This is a genomic window from Binatus sp. (SeqCode), assembly GCF_035272065.1.
In the GTDB taxonomy this organism is placed as follows: Bacteria; Desulfobacterota; Binatia; order Binatales; family Binataceae; genus Binatus.
The window spans coordinates 40842-66290 of the sequence record NZ_DATEQZ010000046.1; the positions used below are offsets into that span (position 1 = coordinate 40842).

The 25449-nt window shown below is 62.1% G+C and carries 23 protein-coding genes and 1 pseudogene; 15 read left to right on the forward strand and 9 right to left on the reverse strand.

The features are described from left to right. The first annotated feature begins 16 nt into the window (after positions 1–16). Both VJX68_RS08345 and VJX68_RS08350 read left to right on the forward strand, forming a co-directional pair. Positions 17–1531, forward strand: a complete 1515-nt coding sequence (locus VJX68_RS08345; RefSeq protein WP_324095216.1) for an aldehyde dehydrogenase family protein — start codon at positions 17–19, stop codon at positions 1529–1531. A gap of 327 nt (positions 1532–1858) precedes the next feature. Beyond that, entirely contained in the window at positions 1859–2623 is a 765-nt protein-coding gene (locus VJX68_RS08350; RefSeq protein ID WP_324095217.1) for a hypothetical protein, read from the forward strand. Between the two features lie 16 nt (positions 2624–2639). On the opposite strand, the gene VJX68_RS08355 is transcribed toward VJX68_RS08350, so the two are convergent. Beyond that, positions 2640–3521: an SDR family NAD(P)-dependent oxidoreductase gene (locus VJX68_RS08355; protein ID WP_324095218.1), complete on the reverse strand. Its 882-nt coding sequence runs from the start codon at positions 3519–3521 to the stop codon at positions 2640–2642. Positions 3522–3680: 159 nt separating this feature from the next. Here VJX68_RS08355 and VJX68_RS08360 point away from each other — a divergent pair, with 159 nt between their 5' ends. Further along, complete coding sequence (locus VJX68_RS08360; protein WP_324095219.1) at positions 3681–4307, forward strand: esterase/lipase family protein; 627 nt, start codon at positions 3681–3683, stop codon at positions 4305–4307. Beyond that, positions 4291–4908, forward strand: coding sequence for a molybdenum cofactor guanylyltransferase (gene mobA / locus VJX68_RS08365; protein WP_324095220.1), 618 nt, complete (start codon positions 4291–4293; stop codon positions 4906–4908). Before VJX68_RS08360 ends, mobA begins: the two co-directional genes overlap by 17 nt. 8 nt (positions 4909–4916) lie before the next feature. On the opposite strand, the gene gcvPB is transcribed toward mobA, so the two are convergent. From gcvPB to gcvT, 3 genes are read right to left on the reverse strand one after another with little or no spacing between them, the layout of a single operon-like run. After that, positions 4917–6443, reverse strand: coding sequence for an aminomethyl-transferring glycine dehydrogenase subunit GcvPB (gene gcvPB, locus VJX68_RS08370; RefSeq protein ID WP_324095221.1), 1527 nt, complete (start codon positions 6441–6443; stop codon positions 4917–4919). Then, on the reverse strand, positions 6443–7792 hold the full coding sequence (gcvPA, locus tag VJX68_RS08375; RefSeq protein ID WP_324095222.1) for an aminomethyl-transferring glycine dehydrogenase subunit GcvPA: 1350 nt from the start codon (positions 7790–7792) through the stop codon (positions 6443–6445). Before gcvPA ends, gcvPB begins: the two co-directional genes overlap by 1 nt. 52 nt (positions 7793–7844) lie before the next feature. Next, positions 7845–8978 carry a glycine cleavage system aminomethyltransferase GcvT gene (gene gcvT, locus VJX68_RS08380; protein ID WP_324095223.1) on the reverse strand — a complete coding sequence of 378 codons (1134 nt, stop codon included), beginning with the start codon at positions 8976–8978 and terminating at the stop codon, positions 7845–7847. 129 nt (positions 8979–9107) lie between these two features. On the opposite strand from gcvT, the gene VJX68_RS08385 reads away from it, so the two are divergent. Then, complete coding sequence (locus VJX68_RS08385; RefSeq protein WP_324095224.1) at positions 9108–10010, forward strand: bifunctional 5,10-methylenetetrahydrofolate dehydrogenase/5,10-methenyltetrahydrofolate cyclohydrolase; 903 nt, start codon at positions 9108–9110, stop codon at positions 10008–10010. 100 nt (positions 10011–10110) lie between these two features. After that, entirely contained in the window at positions 10111–12174 is a 2064-nt protein-coding gene (locus tag VJX68_RS08390) for an APC family permease (protein ID WP_324095225.1), read from the forward strand. 13 nt (positions 12175–12187) lie between these two features. Here the strand turns inward: VJX68_RS08390 and VJX68_RS08395 are convergent, their stop codons facing one another. Together VJX68_RS08395 and VJX68_RS08400 are read right to left on the reverse strand one after the other, a co-directional pair. Beyond that, positions 12188–13618 carry a glycosyltransferase family 39 protein gene (locus VJX68_RS08395; protein ID WP_324095226.1) on the reverse strand — a complete coding sequence of 477 codons (1431 nt, stop codon included), beginning with the start codon at positions 13616–13618 and terminating at the stop codon, positions 12188–12190. Continuing rightward, positions 13587–13721 carry a hypothetical protein gene (locus VJX68_RS08400; RefSeq protein ID WP_324095227.1) on the reverse strand — a complete coding sequence of 45 codons (135 nt, stop codon included), beginning with the start codon at positions 13719–13721 and terminating at the stop codon, positions 13587–13589. Before VJX68_RS08400 ends, VJX68_RS08395 begins: the two co-directional genes overlap by 32 nt. Positions 13722–13760: 39 nt before the next feature. On the opposite strand from VJX68_RS08400, the gene VJX68_RS08405 reads away from it, so the two are divergent. Further along, positions 13761–15152: an MATE family efflux transporter gene (locus VJX68_RS08405; RefSeq protein WP_324095228.1), complete on the forward strand. Its 1392-nt coding sequence runs from the start codon at positions 13761–13763 to the stop codon at positions 15150–15152. A gap of 80 nt (positions 15153–15232) precedes the next feature. Beyond that, positions 15233–17404 carry an SF1B family DNA helicase RecD2 gene (gene recD2, locus VJX68_RS08410; RefSeq protein WP_324095229.1) on the forward strand — a complete coding sequence of 724 codons (2172 nt, stop codon included), beginning with the start codon at positions 15233–15235 and terminating at the stop codon, positions 17402–17404. A gap of 4 nt (positions 17405–17408) precedes the next feature. Here the strand turns inward: recD2 and VJX68_RS08415 are convergent, their stop codons facing one another. Further along, positions 17409–18053 (reverse strand): Yip1 family protein, encoded by a 645-nt coding sequence (locus tag VJX68_RS08415; protein WP_324095230.1) that lies wholly within the window; start codon positions 18051–18053, stop codon positions 17409–17411. Positions 18054–18176: 123 nt separating this feature from the next. On the opposite strand from VJX68_RS08415, the gene VJX68_RS08420 reads away from it, so the two are divergent. Next, complete coding sequence (locus tag VJX68_RS08420) at positions 18177–18485, forward strand: hypothetical protein (protein WP_324095231.1); 309 nt, start codon at positions 18177–18179, stop codon at positions 18483–18485. A gap of 4 nt (positions 18486–18489) precedes the next feature. Here the strand turns inward: VJX68_RS08420 and VJX68_RS08425 are convergent, their stop codons facing one another. Continuing rightward, positions 18490–18990, reverse strand: a complete 501-nt coding sequence (locus VJX68_RS08425; RefSeq protein WP_324095232.1) for a hypothetical protein — start codon at positions 18988–18990, stop codon at positions 18490–18492. A 51-nt stretch (positions 18991–19041) separates the two neighbouring features. Here VJX68_RS08425 and VJX68_RS08430 point away from each other — a divergent pair, with 51 nt between their 5' ends. Next, complete coding sequence (locus VJX68_RS08430) at positions 19042–19491, forward strand: VOC family protein (RefSeq protein ID WP_324095233.1); 450 nt, start codon at positions 19042–19044, stop codon at positions 19489–19491. An 11-nt stretch (positions 19492–19502) separates the two neighbouring features. Here the strand turns inward: VJX68_RS08430 and VJX68_RS08435 are convergent, their stop codons facing one another. Beyond that, the gene (locus tag VJX68_RS08435; RefSeq protein WP_324095234.1) at positions 19503–20282 is read right to left on the reverse strand and encodes an SDR family NAD(P)-dependent oxidoreductase; all 780 of its coding nucleotides are present in this window, start codon (positions 20280–20282) and stop codon (positions 19503–19505) included. A gap of 112 nt (positions 20283–20394) precedes the next feature. Between VJX68_RS08435 and argS the strand changes: the two genes are divergently transcribed. From argS to trpD, 5 genes and pseudogenes are all read left to right on the forward strand, one after another. Further along, on the forward strand, positions 20395–22071 hold the full coding sequence (gene argS / locus VJX68_RS08440) for an arginine--tRNA ligase (protein ID WP_324095235.1): 1677 nt from the start codon (positions 20395–20397) through the stop codon (positions 22069–22071). A 7-nt stretch (positions 22072–22078) separates the two neighbouring features. After that, positions 22079–22756 (forward strand): SPOR domain-containing protein, encoded by a 678-nt coding sequence (locus VJX68_RS08445; protein ID WP_324095236.1) that lies wholly within the window; start codon positions 22079–22081, stop codon positions 22754–22756. A 293-nt stretch (positions 22757–23049) separates the two neighbouring features. Further along, a complete protein-coding gene (gene trpE / locus VJX68_RS08450; protein WP_324095237.1) occupies positions 23050–24555 on the forward strand; it encodes an anthranilate synthase component I in 1506 nt (501 codons plus the stop codon). Between the two features lie 5 nt (positions 24556–24560). Then, complete coding sequence (locus VJX68_RS08455) at positions 24561–25169, forward strand: anthranilate synthase component II (RefSeq protein WP_324095238.1); 609 nt, start codon at positions 24561–24563, stop codon at positions 25167–25169. Beyond that, a pseudogene (gene trpD, locus VJX68_RS08460) lies at positions 25166–25449 on the forward strand (anthranilate phosphoribosyltransferase); the annotation flags it as partial. The gene VJX68_RS08455 and the pseudogene trpD, both read left to right, overlap by 4 nt.

Here is a 25449-nt window from a genome sequence, read left to right on the forward strand (position 1 = left end):
CAGGAGATTAAGAAAAATGGCATCAGCATCAGCGTCATTGGAATCGGCGACCCGCGGCGCCAAGTCGAGCGCAGCGCTTGAGTTCCTCAAGAGCTCGCCCAAAAAACTTCTCATCAACGGCAAATGGGTGCCGTCGAAGTCAGGTAAAACTTTCGAAACCCTCAACCCCGCCAACGAGCAGGTGCTTGCGCTCGTCGCCGAGGGCGACAAGGCCGACGTGGACGAGGCAGTCAAGCACGCGCGCAAGGCCTACGAGGGAGGCAAGTGGGCGAGCATGAGTCCTCACGCGCGCACGCACTTCCTGCTGAAGATCGCGGAGTTGATAGACAAGCATGCGGAAGAGCTGGCAGAGCTCGAGACCATCGACAACGGCAAGCCGCTGTTCGAGTCCAAGAACATCGACATCCCCGGCGCCGCCGAGACCTTCCGCTACTACGCGGGCTTCGCGACCAAGATTTACGGCGACACCAACCCGTCCGATCCCTCGATGTTCAACTACACGCTGCGCGAACCGGTTGGCGTATGCGGGCAGATCATCCCGTGGAATTTCCCGCTGCTGATGGCGTCGTGGAAGATTGCGCCCGCGCTCGCATGCGGCAACGTCGTCATCCTGAAGCCCGCCGAGCAGACTCCGCTGACCGCGATTCGCCTCGGTGAGCTTATCTGCGAGGCCGGCCTGCCCGAGGGCGTCGTGCAAATCATCACGGGCTTCGGCCCAGGCGCCGGCAGCTCGCTCGCCGAGCATCCCGACATCGACAAGGTCGCGTTCACCGGTTCGACCGAAGTCGGCAAATTGATCCTACAGGCCTCGACCGGCAACTTGAAGCGCGTATCGCTCGAGCTCGGCGGCAAGTCGCCAAACATCATTTTCCCGGACGCTGACATGCCGTCCGCGGTGTTCGGCTCCGCCTTGGGCATCTTCATGAACCAGGGTCAGGTCTGCTGCGCCGGCTCACGCGTATTCGTGCAGGAGAGCGTTTACGATCAGTTCACCGATTCGCTGTCACAGATGGCGAGCGGCCTGACACTCGGCAATCCGCTCGACCCGAACACCCGCATGGGTCCGCTGGTTTCCAAAGAGCAGCACGATCGCGTCAAGGGATATTTGAAGGCAGGCAAGGCGGAGGGCGCGACCGCCAAGACCGGTGGCGAGCCGGGCAAGCAGGAATCCGGCTACTTCATCCAGCCGACGGTTTTCACCGGCGTTAACAACCAGATGAAGATCGCGCGCGAAGAAATATTTGGCCCGGTCGCGTCGGCGATTAAATTCAAGGACGAGGCCGATGTTGTCTTCCAGGGCAATGACACGGCGTACGGATTGGCGGCCGCCGTGTGGACCAAGGATATCAACCGCGCCCTCGGCGTTGCGCGCAAGCTCAAGGCCGGCACGGTCTGGATCAACACCTACGGCATGATCGATCCGATGTCCCCGTTCGGTGGCTACAAGCAATCGGGCTTCGGCCGCGAGCTGGGCAAGTACGCCATCGATCTGTACACGCAGATCAAGTCGGTCTATGCCAAGATCGGTTAATGACGAGCTAGTGATCAGTTAGTCGAAAACAGTTTCGAGTTGTCAGATAAGGGCGCCCAACCGGGCGCCCTTTACTTTTTGGCGGCGGGGAGTGCAGTATTCCCAAAATGTAAAAAAATCACGTTTTCGGGATGTAACCATGTTTCGCTTGACCCGAAGAATCCCTTATATTGACGGCAGTGAGCCAGTGGTGGTTGGCGTCCGGCCAATAGGGACGGCGGCGGGCTACGTCTCATGGCGTGAGGATGTGCCGTCCGGGCGGGCGGCGTAAGCGGATGGTGTGAAATCGCATCGCCGGGAAATCCGACGGCGCGACGGGGTTCACTGATGGCGGTCGAGAACAACGACGATCCGATCGAGGCGATGATCGCGCCGCGAGCGCCTCGTCGCGCGCCGCAAGCAGCCGTCCCAGCGACTCCCGCCGAAACGCCAGCCGAAAAATTGACTACCGAACAGAACGTTCCCCCCGAAAAGCCCAAGCCCGAACCGCGCGAGCCTCATTCTCCTGCGCTGCGTCCGCCGACGTATTCGCAGATCGAAGGGCGGCTCGAAGTTCGTCCGATCGGAACTCCGATGGGCTTGCGCGAGCTCGCGGCGCTGCACAAGCGGACCTGGAAAATGCTGAACGTGCAGGAAAAGCGAGTGCACATGTTGCTTTGGCCGCTCGCGATCCATTTCGGCCTCTACGCCGTAAGTCCGGGCAGCGAGCGGCGGCGCCCACCGCTGATTGGCGCATTTTGGGCGCGATGCCTGGCGGAAGCGCCGCTGACGCTTGGCCATCTGTATCCCGCGCAGTTGTTCAAGGGGCTGCTTGCGTCGGAAGTATTCGAGTTCGGCGGGATGGTGATCGACCCGACCTACCAGGGCAAGGGCCTGGTCAAGATGATGTCCGACACCGCGCGACTGTTTGTTTTTTCGCGGCGTCCCAAGCTGCTAATCACCAATCCGGTCGAGCCGCTTTACGAAATGTACAAACAACTCGGGCTCAAGACGGTGGGCCGCGAGCCCGTCGAGCATCCGCATGCGTTCAACGTCCGCGTCTGGCTGATGTACGGCAAATTCGACGAGATGTCGAAACCGTACTTCATGTAGGATTCTACTTGCTCAGCTAGGACTTCGTTTTCTGCTCCGCCTTGGCGCCCCCGCCCATCAGCGTTCCAGCACCCTGCATGATCCTGGTGCCGACGCTCAGCAGCGCGTCGGTGACGCCCGGGAACAGTGACGCGAGTTTTTCCGCTACCGCGGCGCCGGGAGGGACGTCAACTTCCGTCAGCCCGAACGCGGCCGCGGCCAGCACCGCCCACGTCACCAATCGCGGCGGCATCGCCGTCAAGGCGGATACCGCTTTGAGCGGATCGTGCTTGAGCGCGTTGCGCGCCATCGGCGTGTCGATCACCCCGGGCATCACGAGCGACACTTTTATTCCGGTGTTGAACAGCTCGACGCGCAGAGCTTCCGTCATTCCGACCAGCGCGAACTTGGTCGAGCTGTAGCCGCCGAGCGGGCTGACTCCCCGGCGTCCCGCCAGCGACGAGATGTTCACGATGTTGCCCGACTTGGCCTTGCGCATCACGGGCAGTACGGCCTGCATCGCGTTGAGCGCGCCGAAGACGTTTACCGCCATCATCTTTTCAAGATCATCGGGGCGCATCTGCTCGACCGTGTCCGTGATGAGCAATCCCGCCGAGTTGATCAGGATGTCAACTTTGCCGAACGCTTCCTTGACCTGCTCGATTGCCCAGAATACGCGCGCGCGATCCGTGACGTCGCAATCGAGCGCGAGCGCCTTGCCGCCCGCCTTATTTATTTTGTGTGCGAGTTCTTCGAGCTGGACGCGCCGGCGTGCGAGCAAAGCGACCTGCGCGCCTTGTTCGCCGAATGCGAGCGCGACGTCGTGGCCGATACCGCTCGATGCCCCGGTTACCACCACCGATTTGTCGAAGAAGTATCCGCGCACCGGTCCTTTGGATTCCCGCTTGGCTTCGCTCATTGGGGTCACCTCGATTGGGCGCCGCGGCACGGAACTGATGGTGTGGGCGTCGCGTTTCTGGCATTGTGCGCCGGTCATACGAGCAGGCGCAAACCCCCGTGGAGGCGGTTGCCGAAGACATTCGGTGTGATTAGCTTTAGGTCGCGGGAGAGCGGAACTGTGAACTCGAGAACTGTTATCAGCGAAATTGCTGCTGCGGGTGCGCTAATCGGCTCGTATCCTCTGGACTGGCTTGTAAAAAGAGGCGAGCCGTATTTCTGCGAGCCGTCCAGCGAACCGGTCTTTCTCATCCACGGCTTCGGCGGCAGCCGCTCCAATCTGCTGGCGCTCGCGGCGTACGTTAGGTTGGCGGGGTTCGACCACGTGACATATTTCGAGTACCCGCGATGGCAGACGCTGGGCGATTCCGCCGCGCAACTCGGGCGCATCGCGGAGGAAAAATCCGGCGGCAGGGGCGTTCATCTAATAGGCCACAGCCTGGGCGGCACGGTGGCGCGGCGCTACGCGGCTGGTGCGCCGAAGCGTGCGGTGCGCTCGCTGATCACGCTCGGCTCGCCGTATTCATACGGTCAATGGAGTCCCCGTGAAGTCGGGATCTTCGGCGACGACGACCCGATCGTGCCGGCGCCGATTGAGGCGCTGATGAGTCGCATCGCGTTCGGGCGGATCGTGACGCTGCACGACGTCGGGCATCTCGCGCTGATCTTTCATCCCGAGGTGTTGCGGATCATCGGCACCGAGTTGCGCGCGAATCGCGCACCAGAGAGTAGTGCACTTAGCGAATGAAGCCGGCGCGATCGTGCTGGTCGGCGGGCAAAGCTCGCGGATGGGCCAGCCCAAGACGACGCTCGACTTCGGCGGCGTCCCGCTGCTCACCAGGATAGTCATCGAGCTCAAACGGCGGTTCGACGAAATCGTGATTGTCGCGGCGCCGGCATCGGCTGGCCAACCTGGCATCGAGATTCCGGGATTGAAGATCATCCATGACGAGACCGCATTCGCCGGGCCGCTAGACGCATTGGGGCGGGGTCTCGATGCGCTCGAACACGGCGTCGCCTTTGCCTGCTCGTGCGATCTACCGCTGTTGAATTCCGACGTTGCGGCAGATTTGGTCGCTATGCTCAATGACTTCGACGCCGTTATTCCGGAAGTCGGCGGCAAGCTGCAGCCGCTGCACGCGGTTTATCGCAAGCAATGCGCAAGACAGATCAACACGCTCGCGGCGAGCGGTGAGAAGCGGCTAACCGCCGCTGCGGGATCGATCAACGCTCGACGAGTGGGCGAGGCGGATCTGAGAAAGATCGATACTGACCTCCGGAGCTTCCTCAACGTGAACAGGCCTGAGGATTACCAGCACGCTCTCAAGATGGCGGGCATCGCCAGATAAATCGGGCGCTACGCTTTCTTCTCCCAGCGCAGGATCGGGCGGCGGGCTGCCAGGGCTTCGTCAACGCGCGAGACCGGCAAGGTCTGCGGCGCATTTTTGACGCGCTTGGGATCGTTCAACGCTTCGTCGTAGATCCGTTCCATTGCGACGATGAAGTTGTCGAGTATTTCTTTGCTCTCGGTCTCAGTAGGTTCGATCATCAGCGCACCGGGCACCACCAGCGGAAAATAGATCGTCGGCGGATGGATTCCGAAATCGAGCAGGCGTTTGGCAATTTCGAGCGTGCTCACGCCGGCGCGCTTTTCGAGGTCGTGCGAGAGCACGCATTCATGCATCGAGGGCTCTACGGTCGCGCTCGGAAAATGCGGCTGAAGCCGCTTGCGCACGTAATTCGCGCCGAGGATCGCCAGCCGGCTTGCCATCCCCAGTCCGTCGCCGCCGAGCGCGAGGATGTACGCGTAGGCGCGCACGATCATTCCGAAGTTGTTGTGAAACGAGCGCATCCGCCCGATCGAATCCGGCCGCTCGCCATCGAATTCGTAACCGGCGCTGGAATGCTTCAAGCGCGGCATGGGCAGGAACGGCTCGAGATGCTTTTTCACCGCGACCGGCCCAGCGCCCGGCCCGCCGCCGCCGTGCGGTGTCGAGAAACTCTTGTGCAGATTGAGTTGAACGATGTCCGCGCCCATGTGCCCTGGCTTCGCGACGCCGAGCAGCGCGTTCATGTTCGCGCCGTCGAGATATAGCATCGCGCCGCGTTCATGCAGGGTAGCCGCGATCTCCTGGATTTCCGGCTCAAAGATTCCCAGCGTGTTGGGGTTGGTGACCATCATCGCGGCTACGTCGTCACTCACCAGCCGGCGCACCTCGGCCGCTTCGAGATAGCCGCGCCGGTTCGATTTCGCGACGATCACTTCGAAGCCAGCGAGCGTGCAGCTCGCCGGATTGGTACCGTGCGCGGTATCCGGGATGATCACTTTGTGCCGCACTTCGCCGCGCTTGCGATGATATGCGCGGACTATCAGCAGTCCCGTCAGCTCGCCTTGCGCGCCGGCCGCGGGATGGAGAGACACGGCGTCCATGCCGGTGATTTCGGCCAGCGCCGCTTCCATCCGCGCAATCAGTTCCAGCGCGCCCTGGGCGAGATGCGCGGGAGTCGAGGGATGCAGCCCCGCCAGTCCCGGGAGCGCCGCGAGTTCGTCGTTCACGACCGGGTTGTACTTCATCGTGCATGAGCCAAGCGGGTAGAACTGAAGGGCCTGCGCGAAGTTGAGCTGCGACAGACGCAGGAAATGCCGCAACACCTGCGGCTCGCTGAGTTCGGGAAAGCCGGGAAGATCCTCGCGGCAAAGCTCGGCACCCAGCAGTTCGGCGCCACTCCGATCGCCGGCAGCGCGCGGCGAAAGGTCGGTTCCGCGGCGGCCTTCGGATGAAAGTTCGAAAATAAGCGGCACGCCCGCCACCGACTCGATATGGTCCGGAGTCGAAGGAGTTTCAACGACCGCGACTGGCCGGATTCTGCCCGCACTTGCCATCACCGCACCTCCGCAATTGCCGCCGCAAGTCTGCTGAACCCGTCGCCGCGATTCATCTCGGTGACTGAAACCAGTAGCGCGTCGGAAAGTTCGGGATAATCGCCACCGAGTGCGATGCCTGCGAGGATTTGTCTGCGCTCTGCCGCTTTCAGAGCGGCCGTGGGGTTCGCAAGCTTCAGCGTGAACTCGTTGAAGAACGGTCCCAAGAAACGCCGGCGGATGCCCGCAGCGTCGAGCTCCGCGGCCGCCTGATGCGCCAGCTCGACGTTTCGCTCCGCCAGATCGCGCAGTCCGCTGCGGCCCATCAGCGAGAGATAGACCGTCGCCGCGAGCGCGCACAGAGAATGGTTGGTGCAGATATTCGAGGTCGCGCGTTCGCGCCGAATGTGCTGCTCGCGAGTATTGAGCGTCAGGCAAAACGCGCGGCGACCGTCGCGATCGAGAGTCTGTCCCACCAGCCGGCCCGGCATCTGGCGCAGATGAGTGGTTCGCGCGGCCATGAAGCCGACGCCGGGTCCGCCGTATTGAAGCGGCAGTCCGAAACTCTGACCCTCGCCGACGGCGATATCGACGCCGAGTTCGCCCGGCGCGCGCAGCAGGCCGAGCGCGATACCCTCCGCAGTGGCGGAAATTGCGAGAGCGCCCGCGCGATGCGTCATCTCGGCGATCGCACCGAGCGGCTCGATGACGCCGAGCGCGTTGGGATAGCCGGTGACGGTGCAAAGCAGGCGATCGTTGGCGACACGATCGAACGCGGCGATGTCGGTCGCGCCGGTCGCGTCGTCAAATGGAATTTCGACGATCTCGAGCCCGGAGAGCGCGCTCAAGTAGGTGCGAATGGTCGCGCGATACTCCGGCCACAGCGCTCGCGAGAGTGCGACGACCGGACGCTTGGGCATCAGGCGTCGCGCCATCAGGACCGCCTCGGCGGCGGCCGATGCGCCGTCGTACATGCTGGCGTTGGCAACTTCCAGCGCGGTGAGCTGCGTGATCAGCGTTTGAAACTCGAAAATCGCCTGCGTAGTTCCCTGGCTCGCTTCGGCTTGGTACGGCGTGTAGCTGGTCGCGAACTCGGCGCGCGCGATGACCGCGCGCACCGCGGCGGGCACGTAGTGGCGGTAGTAACCCGCGCCGAGGAAGCTCGTGAATCCGGACGCGCCGGTGTTGCGCGCCGCGAGAACTGAAATCTCCCGGACGACATCCGCTTCGCTGCACCCGCGCTCGAGATCGATTGTCGCGCTGGCGCGCAAGTTTGCGGGCACGTGCGCGATCAGATCATCAAGATGCTTCGCGCCGATCGTCTCGAGCATCGCCGCGATATCGCTGTCGGTATGTGGCATGAATCTCATGGAATCAACTTGTCCTTCACCCGCGCAGCCTCCACTTGGCCTGACAATTCAATCATACGCTCGCAGTTGATGCCGCATGGCCCTCGTCGCGCCGATAGAAAGGCCGCGGCACGATGGTCGCGCGAGTTTTGCGATTGCGAATTTCAACTTCGAGCGACTCGCCAATGGCCGGCAGATTCTTCGCGCTCGCGACGGTTAGATACGCCATCGCGATCGGCCGTTGAATCGACGGCGCGAACGTCCCGCTCGTGACGACGCCGGCCTCGTCGCCGTTTCGAAAGACGCGGTAGCCCTGACGCGCGACCATCCTGCCGTCGTCAGTCTGCAGCCCTACCAATGTCTTCTTCAGCGCGTTGTCGCGTTGCGCAGTAAGTGCAGCAGCTCCGATGAACGGACGCCCCAGCTTGACGTAGGCCGCCAGGCCAGCTTCGAGTGGCGACGAATTGCGATCCAGTTCGTGACCATAGAGCGGTAGCCCCGCTTCGAGCCGCAGCGTGTCGCGAGCGCCCAGCCCGACCGGTTTGACATTGGCGCCGGCGCCGGCGTCGAGGATCGCTTCGAACAATTTGCGCGCGCCGGCATTTTCCACGAACAGTTCGAAGCCGTCCTCGCCGGTGTAGCCGGTCCGCGCGGCCAGGCAGGTGATTCCCGCGACTTGTCCGCCGGCGACTCCGAAGCGCGGGACGTCCGCGATTGGAAAATCCGCGAGCACCGCCAATATCGCGACGGCCACCGGTCCCTGCACTGCGATCAGCGCAGTGGCGTCGCTCACATCCTCGAACTTCGAGCGACCGCCGTTGAGTTCTTTAATCCATTCGCGATCCGCGTCGACGTTGGATGCGTTGACGCAAAGCAAGTAGCGTTCAGGTCCGAGCCGATACACGATCAGATCGTCGATAGTCCCGCCGTCCTCCGCGCACATAATCGTGTACTGCGCGTGCCCTTGCTTGAGCCGCGCCGCGGAATTGGTGAACGCGCGCTCGAGCGTCGCGAGCGCGTGCGGTCCGCTGATTTCGAACTCGCCCATGTGGCTGAGATCGAAAACTCCCGCCGAGGTACGGACCGCAAGATGCTCCTCGATAATCCCGCTGTAACTGACGGGCATCTCGAAACCACCGAAAACCGTCATCCGTGCCCCGAGTTTTTGGTGAAGGTCGAACAGAACGGTGCGCTTGGGCGCATTCATCAGCGGCAAAATCTTAACAGACCCGTTTGCGCCGAACGAGACAACCGCGCGCGATCTGCCAACAAGCGCCGGCTTCTGTCCACAGCGGCTTGCTCGCCGCCAACCGGTGCTATAATCGACTGATACTCGATGGCTGCGATCATCATGGATGGCCGGGCGCTGAGCGCGCATCTGATGCCAGAGTTGCGCGCCCACGTTGACGAGCTCAAGAGCCGGTTCGGATGCACGCCATCGTTGGCGGCGATACTGGTCGGCGACGATCCTGCATCTCGCCAATACGTAAAGAACAAACAGCGCGTAGCCGCCGAGCTTGGGTGCGAGAGCCGCACGGTGAGGATGAAGTCCTCCGATGCGACCACCGACGCGTTGCTCCACGTGATCGCGGAACTCAACACCGACGCCGGCGTCAACGCGATACTGCTGCAGTTGCCAATCCCCGATTCGGTCGATCGCTTCCGCCTGTTCGACACTATCGCGCCGGAAAAAGATCTCGACGCTGTCAGCTCGGCCAGCGTCGGCGGCTTTTATCGTGGTCAGTGGGGACGCTTTATTCCGTGCACTCCGCGCGGTGTGCTTACCTTGCTCGACTACTACCATGTGCCCGTCGATGGTGAGCGCGCCGTCGTGATCGGGCGAAGCGATATTGCCGGCAAGCCCATGGCGCTGATTCTCGGCGGGCGGTTGCGCAACGCGACAATTACCTGGTGCCATCGTCACACGCGCGAGCTCGCCGCCATTTGCCGCGAGGCCGACATCCTGATCCCCTGCGTCGGCGCCGACACTGGCCGCGCATACTTGATCACTGCCGATATGGTGAAGCCGGGCGCATGCGTGATTGACGTTGGCTTCAGGCGTGTCGGTCCGGGTAAGTTCGTCGGCGACGTCGACTTCGAAGGCGTCAGGCAAGTCGCGGGTTGGATTACGCTCAACCCGGGTGGCACCGGTCCGATGACCGTGCTGGCATTGATGCAGAACCTGATCGACGCGGCCCGCTATCAGCTCGGACTGCAGCGCGCCAGCTACACTGTCTAGTACGCTCGACAAAGTCAAAGATTGCGCAAAGCAATACGGAACAGCTGCTTTCCCGTACATTTGCAAATTGCAGTAGGGGACCGTCCGCAGCAGCACTCGAATGACATCACCGACCATCGGCTCGAAGATTACCAGCTCGAACAGCGAGAGATCGGGCAAGCGCACGTTGAGCGACGTTCTTATCGGACCGCCGCGCGACGTCCGCGATCCCGAGATCTTTCACAGCCTTTCTCTGATCGCGTTTCTCGCCTGGGTCGGTCTCGGCTCCGACGGGCTGAGCTCCTCGTGCTACGGGCCAGAAGAGGCCTTCCTCGCGCTCGGGCATCATCAATACCTGGCAGTGTTCCTCGCGATGCTGATGGCGCTGACCGTCTTCATTATCTCGGCGTCGTACTCGCAGACGATCGATCTGTTTCCAACTGGCGGCGGCGGCTATCTGGTCGCAACCAAATTGCTCGGCAAATATTTCGGCCTGGTTTCCGGCTCGGCGCTGGTCGTGGACTATGTGCTGACCATCGCGATTTCAATCGCGAGCGGCGCCGACGCGATCTTCAGCTTCCTGCCCGTCACCTGGCTGCCCTACAAGTTCTGGTTGTGTCTCCTCGTCGTGGCGTTGATGGTCCTGATGAACCTGCGCGGGGTGAAGGAATCGGTGCTGTCGCTCCTGCCCATCTTCATCGCCTTCATCATTATGCATGTTTGGCTGGTCGGCTACGCGATCTTGAGCCGCGCGCCCGAGTTGCCGTCGATCGTGGGCCATGCCGTGCGCGAGGTCCACGCCAGCTCGCAAAGCCTCGGGATGCTCGCGCTCGCCGTGATTTTTTTCCGTGCCTACAGCCTTGGCGGCGGCACCTACACGGGGATCGAGGCCGTCAGCAACGGTCTGCCGATTTTGCGCGAGCCGCGCGCCGAGACCGGCAAGCGCACGATGATCTACATGGCGGTGTCGCTCGCCTTCGTCGCGGGCGGAATTCTGATCGGCTACCTGCTGCTCAACGTCGAGGCCGAAACCGGCAAGACGCTTAACCCCGTGATGTTCGAGCGGCTCGCGAGCAACTGGCAGTTATTCGGCCTGCAGGTCGGACCGAGCATCATCACCTTCGCGTTGTTGACCGAGGGCGCGCTGCTGTTCGTCGCCGCACAGACCGGCTTCGTGGACGGACCGCGCGTGCTTGCCACGATGGCGACTGACAGATGGCTGCCGCGGCGTTTCGCAAATCTGAGCGCGCGGCTGGTAACGCAGGACGGCGTCATCACGATCGGCCTCGCCGCCATCCTGCTGCTCATCGGCACCGAGGCGAAGGGAGACCTGCTGGTCGTCCTGTATGCAATCAACGTATTCGTAACGTTCACGCTTTCGCAGCTCGGGATGACGACGCATTGGTGGCTCGAGCGCAAGAACGAGAAGCGATGGCTCCGCAAGCTAACCATCAACGGCGTCGGCACATTTTTCACTGCGACAATCCTGATGATCACGCTGACACTCAAGTTCCACGACGGTGGATGGGTAACCGTCGTCATAACCGGCGGACTGATCGCGCTGTGCTACACAGTGCGGCGGCACTACGAAAGAGTTTCGAAGGCAATCGAGCAGCTCGAGGCCGACATCCTGCCGAAACTGTACGCCGTTAAAAAGCTCGGGCCCGCCAAGCGCGATCCCAACGCACCGACGGCAGCCATCCTGGTCAGCGGCTACAACGGTCTCGGACTGGCGACGCTGATCGCAGTCACGCAATTGTTCGAGGGCGAGTTCCGCAACGTGGTCTTCATCGGAGTTGGCGAAGTGGATGCGGCGCTGCTGAAGGGTCCCGAAGAAGTGCACGAGCTCGAGACGCGGATGACGGAAGACTTGAATGAGTATTGCCAGTTTGCCGCCGACCTCGGGCTTCATCCCGAATTGCGCGCCGGATTGGCGCCTGACGTCGTCGTCGAGCTGCGGCGGCTATGCCTGGAAGTCGCGCACGAATTTCCGCACGTAGTGTTCTTCGCCGGCAAGCTCATCTTCTCCGACGAGATCGAAGGGTTTATCGGCCGCTTCCTGCACAATCACACCTCCGTCGAAATCCAGAACTGGCTGCAGCTCTACGGTTACAGCCTGGTGATTTTGCCGGTTCGCGTCGGCGCGGGCTCGATGGCGATACCGCAAACCTCGCGGGCCGCGTAGTCTTTTTGGCCCATCATTTGCCAATCGGTGTGATCCGGTAGAACGCTAGGCGGTCGCCGCGAAATTTTTCGATCACACTGAAGCGCTTTGGATCGGGAAGCTCGGAATTAACTGCATCACCTTCCTTCCAACTGACGAGCCATCCTCCGCCGGCCGATGACACCCGTTCCTCAATAGTCATTCGCGCGGCTGCGTTATCAAATCCCGGAATAGCTACTCGTGGATTGGCGCCCTTGAAGTAGTAATCGAACGGAACTGAGTAATAGCCAAACGGAAATCCGCGATTGCCGACGTTCGCCGCGTTCTCGCTTGAAACAAACCCCGACTCGAAGAAGACCGGCTCTGACGCTCCGCCTGCCGCCACTCGCGCGGCCAGCGCTCGCCACGGCTGCGGCGTGGTCCGAGCGTACGGCACCATGATCAAGCATGCCAGCGCGAAACCTGCCGCCGTCAGATTGCGCCATTTCACGCTCACAGGCGCGATTCCGGCCGCAATCAGCAATGCAAGAGTAGCCGTTGACGGCGCAATGTACCGCAGGTTGAACATCGGGCGAATCACGATCGAACCCGCGGCCAGCATGAGTCCCGGCAGGATCGTCCACGCACCAAGCCAGCGGAGTGCGTCGTAACGATCCGATTCTGCGGTCGCGCCAAATACGAACCAGGCCGCTATCGCAGCCGCTCCGAGTGCCAATACTATTTTGATGGAGAGTGGATACTGATACGCGGTTCCGATCCAATCGAGCCAATGGCCCGCGATCAGTGTCTCGCTCTGCTCGCGCGCCACGGGCCAGTACGGGACGAACAGTGCGAGCGTTATAGCCATCGCCAGCCACGCCATCGGATTTCGCCGCCCGCGTATGAAGTCGCGCACTAGCATCGCCACTCCCGCCCCGATGAAAAGGATGCCGCCCAGGTGAGTGTAGAGCAGCGCGGCGCCAGCGATACCGCACAGCACCGCGAGGCTCGCACTCGGGCGCTTGCGCACCCTCCACAACGACAGGAGTTGCGCGAGCGCGAGCGTCAGGATCATCGGGTACATTCGCGCGGCGTGCGCGAACACCACAGCCAGCGGGTTAAATGCCCACATTGTAGTTGCCGCGAGTGCGGTATTGTCGTCGAACATTTCGCAGCCGAGTGCGAACACCAGCACGAGCGTTGTCAGCGAAAAGATCACCGACATCGAGCGCAATGAAATTTCACTCAGTCCGAAAATCCGCGCGTAGTAATGAAGCACAACGTAGTAAAAGACCTGCTTGCCTGGATCGTGCAGCACCGGCGTGCGAACGATCGCGCCGACTCCCGGTTTTGCCGCCGCCCACGCGCTGTAAGCCTCGCTCGCGCCGAGTGGATCGGTGCCAAGATGATACGCGTAGGTAATGCCGGCGGCGACGAAGATCGCCGCGAAGATTTCAACCGGCCGTCGCCGCAATCCATCGGTCATCGAGATTCCCCGTTCCGCCAGCGCGCGAGATATAGCGGATTCCGCGCGCGCGCACGATCTTTACCTGTTCGCGCGTGCACGCGCCGCCGCGAACATGGTCCATTGACTATAGCGCCTTGTGCTGGCGTAACTGATCACAATCATGTCCGAGTTTCTCGAGGCGGTCCCCGAAGCCGGCGGGCAGGGCGGGGTCGCGATGACCCTGCCACCGATCGAGCGGATCCGCTTCGAGGTGTGGGCGCTCGCGTGGCCGGTGATCCTGTCATTCGGACTCGATTCGATTCTCGGCCTCTCCTCAATGCTGATGGTGGGACGGCTCGGCGCGGACGCGGTCGGCGCGGTCGGACTTGCGACGCAAATCCTCGGCGCGGTGCGCGCTGGCATCGCGGCCGTCGGTACCGGCACCGTCGCGCTGGTGGCGCGTTACGTGGGTGCGAACGATCGTGACAGTGCCGAGGACGTGCTGAAGCAGTCCGTCGTCTTCGGCGTGCTGGTTTCGACGATCATCGCGATCCCCGTAATCATTTTCGCGCGTCCGCTGATGGGATTGTTCCAGGTGCATGGCGAGATGGCCGACATGGGCGCGCGTTATTTGCAGGTCGTGATGCTGTCTGAGCCGTTCCAGGGAATCTTCCTGATGTGCGCATCGGCGTTGCGCGGCGCCGGTGACACGCGCACGCCGCTCTGGATCGGCGGCATTATCGACGTGCTCGCGATCTTCCTCAACTACGTGCTCATCTTTGGCAAGCTCGGATTTCCCGCGCTCGGCGTTGACGGCTCGGCGGTCGCGACCTTGCTCGCGATCGCAATCGGCGGAATTTTATTTTTCTACGCGCTCTCGATCGACGGGATGGTCCTGAACTTCCGATGGCAGGGGCTGTGGCCCGACTTCGGCCTCGGCTGGCGAATTCTCAGCGTCGGCAATCCCGCCGCCATCGAGCAATTGTTGATCCAGTTCGGCTTCGTCGCCTACGTCGGATTCGTCGCGCGCTACGGGGCCAAGGAAATCGCCGCATATTTCATCGGCGTGCGGATCCTCGCGCTGTCATTTCTGCCTGGCTTCGGATTCTCGGCCGCCTCCGCGACTCTCGTCGGTCAGGGGCTCGGTGCGGGCGACCCGAAGTTCTCGCGCAAGGCCGGATGGGAAGCGACCAGGATGTCGATCGTGCTGATGACCGCCATGGGTCTGGTGTTTATCACCTTCGCCCATTTTATCGCGGCGCTCTTCATCGACGACAAAACGGTCATCGAGTACACGGTGCAATTCATGTACGCGCTGGCGGCCGCGCAACCGCTGATGGCGATCGACTGGACCATCACCGGCGCATTGCGCGGCGCGGGCGATTCGCAGTTTCCTCTCTACGGCTCGCTCGCCGGCTTTTACGGAATGCGGCTCTTCCTCACTATTCTGATTTGGTACCACGGCGGCAGCATCAACTACATCTGGTGGTCCCTGCTCGCCGACTACGTCGTCCGCTCGACAGTAAAAGTCTGGCGCTTCCAGACCGGCCACTGGGAAACGATCGAAGTCTGAAGTCTTATCTCACCGCCGCCGGTCGAAGCGCGCATCGCCGTCAACTGGACGCGGCGCGCGGCGCGCGTAATCCTCTATCCGTGGCACAAGCAGTTCAAGCGAACGAGACGCTGGAGGGTATCCTCGATCAGGTCCTGTTCGTCAACGACAAGAACGGCTACTCGGTCGCCGTTGTCGTCGTGCCGCAGGAGCATGGCGACTTCCGCCGCGTTACGGTCGTCGGAAATCTCGCGGGTCTCGAAGTTGGCTCGACCATCCGCGCGCAAGGCGGCTTCGAGCAGCATCAGCGTTTCGGCGAACAGTTTCACGTCGTAGATTTTGAAACGCTGCGGCCAGCCGGTGCGGTCGCGATAGAACGCTACCTGGCTTCGGAAATAAAGGGCATCGGCCCCAGGCTCGCGCGCCGAATCTCCGAGCACTTCGGCGACACGCTCGGCGAAGTGCTCGACAACGCGCCGGAGCGCATGCGCGAAGTTCCCGGCATCGGCGCCGCTGTCGCGCGCACAATCGCGGCCGCATGGCGCGACGCGTCGGGTCTGCGCGAACTGACCGTCTTCCTGCGCGGGCACGGGTTGGCGGCGTCGCATGCGCGGCGCATCCACAAGTTCTACGGCAAGGACGCGCTCGAGGTCGTGAAGCGCGACCCGTACGTGCTCGCGCGCACCATTCACGGCATCGGATTTCGCACCGCCGACACAATCGCCGAGAAACTCGGCATCCCGCGCAACTCGATCCAGCGCGCGCGCGCCGCCGTCCTGTACATTCTCGAACGCATGGCCGACGAGGGCCACGTCTATTCGCCGTTCGAGTATCTCGAAGGCCAGTTCCGCACTGCGCTCGAAATGGAGCCCGACCTAGCGCACGACGCCGTCAACGAGCTAGCCGCCAGCGGTGAGGTGATTGCCGAAGAGGCGGACGATCACATCGCGATTTACCTCGCGCGGCTGCACGAGGCCGAGGTGAACGTTGCCGCGCGAATCGCGGAATTGAACGCGGGCCGCGCGATGAACAAGGAGCTCATCGATCGCGCGGTCGCGACCGCGATCAAATCATCCGAGCTCGAACTCTCAGCTGAACAAAAGAGCGCGCTCCGATGCGCGCTGGCGAGCCGCGTCACTGTAATCACCGGCGGTCCCGGCACCGGCAAGACGACCTTGCTGCGGTCGCTGCTTGTCGCGCTCGCCGACGTCGGTCTGAAGCCCACGCTTGCCGCACCGACCGGGCGTGCCGCTCGCCGGCTCCAGGACGCCGCGGGCCGCGACGCGAAGACTATCCATCGGCTACTCGAATACGACCCGCAGAGCGGCGGATTCATCCGCTGTAAAAATTTTCCGCTCCGCACCAACTATCTGATCATCGATGAGGCCTCGATGATGGACGTCGAGCTCGCCTCCAGCCTGCTATCCGCGCTTATGCCGAACTGCTCGTTGTTGCTGGTCGGCGATCGCGATCAACTGCCGTCAGTCGGCCCCGGCAGCGTGCTCAAGGACGTGATCGCATCCGACTTCGTGCCGGTCGTGCAGTTGAAGGAGGTTTATCGGCAGGCGCACCGCAGCCTGATCGTCGCGAACGCGCATCGTTTAAATCGGGGCGAGTTCCCGCAAATATCGAACGACGCCGAAGGTGACTTTTTCTTCTTCGAGCGCAACGCCGCCGAAGACGTGCTCGCGACGATCAAGCAGCTCGTGCAGCAGCGCCTTATTGGACGCTTCGGAATCACCGACCCGCGAGAAATCCAGGTGCTGACGCCGATGAATCGCGGTCCGCTCGGCACGCACATCCTGAATCGCGAGCTGCAAGCCTTGCTGAACCCCGTGGGACGCGAACTTCGCTCCGGCGATCGTACCTTTCGCGAAGGCGATCGCGTTATCCAGTTGCGCAACGATTACGACAAGGGCGTGTTCAACGGATCGATCGGCAGGATTGTCGCGATCAACAAAGACAAAGCGCGCGTGAGCGTCGTGTTCGAGGAGACCCACGCCGAATACGATCTGTCGGAGCTCGACGAACTGGCGCTCGCCTACGCGATCTCGGTGCACAAGAGCCAGGGCAGCCAGTATCCCGCGATCGTGATGCCGATACATTCGAGTCACTACCTGATGCTGCGCCGCAATCTGCTCTACACCGCGATCACGCGCGCCGAGCGCGTATGCGTGCTGGTCGGGACGAAGAGCGCGTTGCAGCAGGCGGTGCGCAACCAGGACGAGCGTCTTCGCTTCTCGCGCCTGGCCGCGCGGTTGCACGTGGACTGATCGATTAGTGATGTCCCATTAGACGACTGATTAGGAAAACGATGAAACCGATTGCGACTAACGCAATGAGCGGCGGTATCAGGACCGCGGCCAGCGCGCGCCATGCCGAGAATCGATGTACCTCGCCGATACACTTCAGCGAGACAATGAACCCCCAAAACCCGAGCACTCCCTCGACGACCATCACCTTGTAGAACGCAGGATCGATTTGCGGCAAAGTCCCAGTCGCGTGAAGCGTTGGTATCGGCACGCCCATCAGTACCGCGATCAGCAAAAAGACCTCAGCCGCAATAGCAGGCACCTGCGACCACGCCAGCGCGGCGCGCATCTCGATTCGGCTCGCGACTCCGCCGAGCAGGCTTCCCGACCATTTGAAGACCGCGCCAAGAATGAACAGCAGAAGAACTCCCAGGGCTGCCTGGATCGCAACCGCGACGACGACCCAGATCGGCCACAGAACCGAGAGGTTGGCGTTGTTGCCTAGGGCCTTCGACCACTGGCTCGCCAGCGCGCCGATCGCGGGCCCGATTGCTGCGAGCGCGATTACGTTGCGCGTCGGATGGTAATCGACGATGTCCCGAATCGTCTCGCGCGGTGCGGTCCATATCGTGAAGAAAGGTGTGATCGACTCGCCAGCCCCGTTCGCCATCGAAGCCCCCGTCCCGCCACGAATTTTATCACGCTAGCATCTCGATGCATCGCGCAACAGCGCGGCGCCTCGTCGCCCGCGAGCGTTTGACTCAATTTCACGATGCGAACTACCATCGCACCGATGAAACGGCTCAACTCGATCATTCTCGCCGCGTTGCTTGCGGGATGCGTGCAGGCTTACGGATGCGTCTTCGTCCAATCGAGTGCGATCTCCGATCGCGCGGGCGCCGGCAATCCAATCAGTTCAAGCGCCAGCGAGCTCGGCTTCCTTCATCTGGTCGCGCCGCAAGGACTCACCCAGACCGCGCTATCGAACCTGCTGAGTAACTGCGCCACCGGCAAAGTATCGGGAGTGACCACCGAGCTCACGATGCGCGATTTCTTCATCGTGCAGTCCTACAACGTTTCGGTGAGCGGTACCTGTAGCTAATCAGCTAGCGGATCTTGATGGCGGGCCTTTCCGCCGCTGGGCGAGTGCGTTTGCCTCGCACCGGCCGCAGCGCGCGAAGAAAACTCAATACGGCTTCAGCTTCCGATCGCACCGCGTCGGGATCGTGCCCGCCTTGCTCCAGCGCTTTCTCGACGTCCGCGATCGTCCTGGTCCAGTCGTTTTTGTATTTGCGATTGAGTTCCTTCCACGCCACTCCCGCCAGCGCGTCGGTCACGTTCGCCGGTGGACGATAAAATCCGCGCGCGATCAGCACCGCGATCGCCGGATAGCCGACGTAGCCCTGCCAGTACGACGCGTTGTCGTTCGACGCGATCTCGCGCCCGTCCGCCGACGTCTCGACCTCGTAAGTCTTCGATCCATCCGACGACGTCACCGTCGCCCGCCGCTCGTCCTCGATTCGCACCCGCCCGTCGCCAATCGCCCCGAGCGCTTCGTACGCCTTGATGAGCGGTGGTATTTTCCATGGCGTCGCTGGCACAGCCATCTCTATTCGATCATATTCGATATCACGTCAATCGATTTGGAGACACTGGCGATGGCTAATCCACCAATCGGCAAACTCGATCACATCGGAATCGCGGTTAAGAGCGTCGCCGAGGCGCGCGGGTTTTTCGAAAACGTTCTCGGCGCCACCTTTGCATTTGAGGCTGCCAACGAAGCGGCCGGTTTCAAGCTCGCCGTGTTCGATTTGAGCGGGCTCTCAATCGAGCTGCTGGAGCCGCTCGGCACGAATTCGTTTCTGCACAAATTTCTCGAAAAGCGCGGCGAAGGGGTGCATCACCTGACCTTCAACGTCCCCGACTGCAAAAAAAAGACCGCCGAGCTGAAAGAGCAGGGCGTCCGAATCGTGGATGAAACAAATTGGTCGCCAACGAGTTTCGAGTCCTTCATCTCGCCCCGCTCATCCCACGGCGTGCTGATCCAGTTGGGCTCCGGCTATCCAACCCTCAACAGCGATTCAGCCTGGACCAAGAAAAAGGACTAGGAATCGTCCGATCACCCGATCAGTCCCGGATTCGCGCCGCCGTCGATCGTGATATTCGCGCCGTGGATGAATGCCGCCCGCTCCGACGCGAGGAACAGCACGAGGTCCGCAACTTCCTCGGCCTTGCCTGGACGCCCCAGCGGCGTCATTCGCTTGAGCACTTCATTCATGTCGCGCCCCGCCGCACGCCGCTCGGTGAACACGCGCAGCCGGTCGGTGAAAATCGGTCCGGGATTCACGCCGACGACGCGCACGCCGTGCTTCGATACCTCGTTCGCCAGCGCTTTCGTGAAATGGTTGAGCGCGGCGTTGGCCGAACCGCCGATCATGTAGCCGCCGGTCGGAATCAGCCCACCGGTGCCGATCACGTTCACGACGACGCCATGACCCTGCCGCTGCATCTGCGGCAAAACCTCGCGCGCCATCCGCACGTAGCCGAAGAACTTGAGATTCCAGTCCTCAAGCCATTCGTCATCGGTGAGCTTCTGAAAATCGCCCGGCCGCGCGCTGCCCGCGTTGTTCACCAGGATGTCGATTTTGCTGAATGCCTCGACGCATCGCGCGACGACTCGCTTCACGTCTTCGGGTTTGTTCAGGTCGGCCTGGATCGTCTCGATGCGCGTTCCGTCGCGCCGCGGCGCGAGCGCTACGGTTTCGTCCAGCGCCTCGCGACCGCGTGCGCATACCAGCACCGACGCGCCTTCCGCCGCGAAGCCTATCGCGGTCGCGCGCCCGATTCCCTTGCTGCCGCCGGTGACGATCGCCGCCTTGCCGCCGAGTCCCAGTTCCATTGTGGATAACCTCACTACGCCAAGTTCGCATCGCGCCGCCGCGATCGTCAACCCGCCTTAACATGGCGCCGTCTATCTGACACGATTGCTGCACGCATCCACGGCTTCACAGATGAAAGAACTGATAGTCTCCATTCTTCGCGAGGCAATCGGGCGGGCGCGCGCCGCGGGTCAGTTGACCGGCGACATTCCGTCGATCGGAATCGAAGCGCCGCGCGACCCCGCGCACGGCGACGTCGCCTCGAACATCGCGCTGACTCTCGCGAAGCCAGAGCGCAAGCCTCCGCGCGCGATTGCCGAAATAATCAAGGCGCACGTCACCCTGCCGGCCGAAGTGAGCGAAGTATCGGTTGCCGGTTTGGGCTTCATCAATTTTAGAATGTCTCCAGCCTATTGGCATTCCGAGATGCGTCGAGCTGCGAGCGCTGGCCGCGCGTTCTGGAAGCCGCGAGTGTGGGAGCTTCGTCCGGGAGCTGGAAAAAAAGTCCAGGTCGAGTTTCTCTCCGCCAATCCTACCGGCCCCGTCACCGTCGGCCACGGCCGCAACGCCGTCCTCGGCGACACTATCGCGCGCCTCTACGAGGCGGCCGGCTTCGACGTCACGCGCGAATATTATTTCAACGACGGCGGCCGGCAGATGAAGCTGCTCGGTGAGTCTGTCCGCGTACGATACCTGCAAGCGCACGGCATCGACGCCACGATGCCCGAGGAGGGCTACCAGGGCGAGTACATCGTCGACATCGCGCGTGTTCTGAAAGCAGAGCAGGGCGATTCGCTGGTGTCCGTCACCGATCTCGAGGTATTCCGCTTGGTGGCTGTCAAAGCCATCTTCGCCGACATCAACCAGACCTGCACGCGCCTCGGAATCCGCTTCGACGTCTTCACCAACGAGCTCGATCTGTTCAATGATGGAAAGGTTGCCGCGGTTCTCAAGGATCTGCACGACCACGAGCTCACATTCGAGCAGGACGGCGCTATCTGGCTGCGGGGCGAGCCGCTCGGACTTCCCAAGGATGCTGTGCTGGTGCGCTCCGGCCCCGACAGGCAACCAACTTATCGCACGCCCGACATCGCCTACCACATCGAGAAGCTCAAGCGCGGCTTCGATCTGATCGTGGGCGTCTTTGGCGCCGATCATATCGCCGAGCATCAAGAGGTTATCGCCGCCGTCAAAGCGCTCGGCTACGACATCACGCCCTTCAACGCAATTATCTACCAATTCGTGACTCTGACGCGCGGGGGCGAAAAGATCAAAATGTCCACGCGCAAGGCCACCTACGTCACGCTCGACGAGTTGATCGACGAGGTCGGCGCGGACGTCGTGCGATTTTTCTTTTTGTTCCGCAAGTCCGACAGCCAGCTCGATTTCGATCTCGAGCTCGCGAAAAAGCAGGCGCCCGAGAATCCTGTCTTCTATGTCCAGTATGCGCACGCGCGCCTGGCGAGCATCTTTCGCGAGGGCGCGGCCAAAGAACTGGCGCTGCCCGCGGACACGTCTTCGATCGATCTCAACTTGCTCGGCACCGAGGAACTCGATCTCGCCAAGCGCGCGCTTGGACTCCCGGACGTCATGTCCGCGGCGGCCGAGACGCTCGAGCCCCATCGGATTCCCTTCTATCTGCTCGACCTAGCGGGCGAGTTCCATCGCTACTACAACAAGCCGGCAAATCGTATAATCGGGGCAGATCGCGAGCTCAGTTTGGCGCGGATGTTCACGGCGGCGATTCTGAAAGATGCGATTGCGGGCGGACTTGAGTTGCTCGGAGTGAGCGCTCCTGAGCGGATGTGAGGGCGGGATGCGATTCGAAATCAGGGCGGGCGGCGCGTTCTTAATTTTAGTTGGATTGGTCGGACTCTCGGGCGGTGTCTTCGCGCTCGGTTTGGTCGCGGGTTACGAGATGGCTCGCCAGAACCAACCCGACTTGAATCAAATATCATCGACCTTTCCGCTGCCGAATCCCGCCGAAAAGCCCGCGCCCGTATCCGAAATGTCGCCCGCGGCCGCCGCGTCGCAATCGGTTGCGTCTGCGCCGATGCCGTCCGGGGCGCCAATCAAACCGCCTGCGCCCGCAATCGGCGAAGTACCTCCCGGGGCGCGACCGTCGCCGGCCACCGTCGCGCGCCTGAAACCGGCGCTCGAGGCGCCCGCGGTTAATCGTCCCGCGCCGGCAGATGAAGACACTGACGAAGATTCCGAAACGGCCTCGGCGCCTGCCGCACCGCCACGCGCTCTTCCTCCGGGCGCGCGGCCGTACAACATCCAGATCGAAGCCGTGATGGACAAGAGCGGGGCAGACGAGATGGTTTCGCGGCTGAAGACGCTCGGCTACAGCGCGCAGGAAGTGAAAGTCGCGCTCAACGGGCAGACCTGGTATCGCGTCCGCATCGGGCCTTACGCCAGCGCGGAAGAAGCGACCGCCGCGCAGAATCGACTCCGCGAACAATACAAACAGGCCTACACGACGTCGCACTGAGGCAGGTGCTGTTTCCCCGTATTTTACAACCCTGAACTTCACGGTCGGAATAGTAGGGACAGCGCACCCGGTTGACAATCAGTCGCCTCGCATGGATGATTAATCTCACGATGAACCTAACGAGCCGAAATGTTTGCGCGGGATGGTGGCGTATGCACCTCGATGCACCCGCCTGCGCGCCGGCTTTGTAACTCATCGCAAAACCGATTTCCCAGTAGGGCCGCAGGCGCAACCTGCGGCCCTTTTCTTTTTGGCGAGCGATGGGATCGGAATTGACTGAGAGGAAACGAGAGATGTTGCAACCGAGTGAAAACGAATTCGAACAACTGGCGGCGAAGGGATTCAACCTCATCCCGGTCTTCGCGGAAGTCGCCGCCGACCTCGAGACCCCCGTCTCCGCCTTCCTGAAGGTCGCGCGCGACGATTACGCCTTCCTGCTCGAAAGCGTCCGCGGCGGCGAGAAGTGGGGCCGCTACACTTTCCTCGGCTCCGATCCTTTTCTCGTCATGCGCGCGCGCAAAAACCGCATGGACATCATTCGTCCCGGCCGCGGCGTTGAAGTGCGCTCGGTCGCCAACTCATTCGAAGAGTTGCGCGCTGAGGTCAAACGCTTCCGTGCCCCCGAGCTGCCGAACCTGCCGCGCTTCTTCGGCGGTGCCGTCGGATTTCTCGCCTATGACATCGTGCGATGCTTCGAAAAAATTCCCGAAACTGCCTTCGACGATCTCGGCGCGCCCGATTTCCACCTGATGTTCACCGACACGGTGCTGTGCTTCGACAACGTCCGCCAGACGCTCAAAATTATCGCCAACGTCCCGCTCGAGGAATTCGCCTCGACCAAAATGGCCTACCAGAGCGCGCGCATTAGGATCGACGAGATAATCGAGCGCCTCAAACGTCCCGCCGTGCCGCCGTTTCTCGAAGGCGCGAGCAACGTCGCCATCAACGACGCGTCGATTACCTCGAACATGACCCGCGAGGGCTACATGGCGATGGTTTCCGCGGCCAAGGAATACATCGCGGCCGGCGATGTCATCCAGGTCGTTCCGTCGCAGCGCTTCGAGGCGCCCCTCACCGCGCATCCGTTCAACATCTACCGCAGCCTGCGCACGATTAACCCCTCGCCCTACATGTTCTATCTGCGCCTCGGCGATCAAACGCTGGTCGGCGCGTCGCCCGAAGTGATGGTCCGGGTCGAGGGTCGCGAGATCACGTTGCGGCCAATTGCGGGAACTCGCCGGCGCGGCGTCACCGAGGCCGAGGACCGCGAGCTCGAAGCCGAACTGCTCGCCGATCCCAAGGAACGTGCTGAGCACGTGATGCTGGTCGATCTTGGACGCAACGACGTCGGCCGCGTCTCTGAAATCGGCTCGGTGAAAGTAACGGAGCTGATGGTCGTCGAACGCTACTCGCACGTGATGCATATCGTGTCGAACGTAAGCGGTGTGCTGCGCGAAGGATGCGACGCGTTCGACGCATTCGCGGCGACCTTTCCGCAGGGAACAGTCTCCGGCGCGCCGAAAATCCGCGCGATGGAAATTATCGACGAGCTCGAGAGTGTGCGCCGCGGCGTCTACGCCGGCGCGGTCGGCTATTTCAGCTACACCGGCAACACCGACACCGCCATCGCGCTGCGGACGCTGTTCATCAAGAACAATCGCGTTTACATCCAGGCGGGAGGCGGCATCGTCGCCGACTCGGACCCCGGCGCTGAATTTGAGGAGTCGGTCAACAAGGCTCGCGCGATGGTGCGGGCGCTCCAGGCCGCGCGCGATTTCGAAATCGCGGCCAAGAGGTAAGTCGCATGGCGCGCAATGAAAAAGTTCGAGTCCTGATGATCGACAACTACGACTCGTTTACCTACAACATCGTGCAGTACCTAGGCGAATTCGGCGCCGACGTCATCGTCAAGCGCAATGACGCCATCGACGTTGCCGGCGTTCGCGCGCTGCATCCCGCGGCGGTTGTCATCTCGCCTGGGCCGTGTACGCCCACTGAGGCAGGTATCTCGCTTACCCTCCTGCGCGAGATGGCGGGTGAAGTTCCGATTCTCGGCGTGTGCCTCGGGCTGCAATGCATTGGCGAGGCCTTCGGCGGCAAGGTCGTGCGCGCGGATCGCCTGATGCATGGCAAGACCTCGCCGATAATTCACGACGGCAAAACCATTTTCGCCGGCATCCCCAGCCCGTTCGACGCGATGCGCTATCATTCGCTGCTCGTCGATGCGGCGTCGATTCCGCCGGTGCTGGAAGTCAGCGCTCGCACGGCGGAAAACGAAATCATGGGATTGCGCCACAAACAGCACGCGGTCGAAGGCGTACAGTTTCATCCCGAGTCGATTCTGACTTTCGAAGGCAAGCATCTCCTGCAAAACTTTCTCGACAGCCTCGATAAAAACGGAACCGTGCGATGAGCGGACTTCACGACGCGCTACAGGCGCTCATCGACGGGCGCTCGCTCACTGACGCCGAGTCCGAACTCGCGATCGGCGAAGTCATGGACGGCGGCGCTCATGACGCCGTCGTCGGCGCGTTCCTCATCGCGCTGAAAATCAAGGGCGCTGAGGCCAACGAGCTGGCCGGCGCGGTACGTGCGATGCTTTCGCGCGCGCGACCGCTCAATCTTCGCGACGGCGACGTGCTCGACACCTGCGGCACCGGTGGCGACGGCGCCAGCACCTTCAACATCTCGAC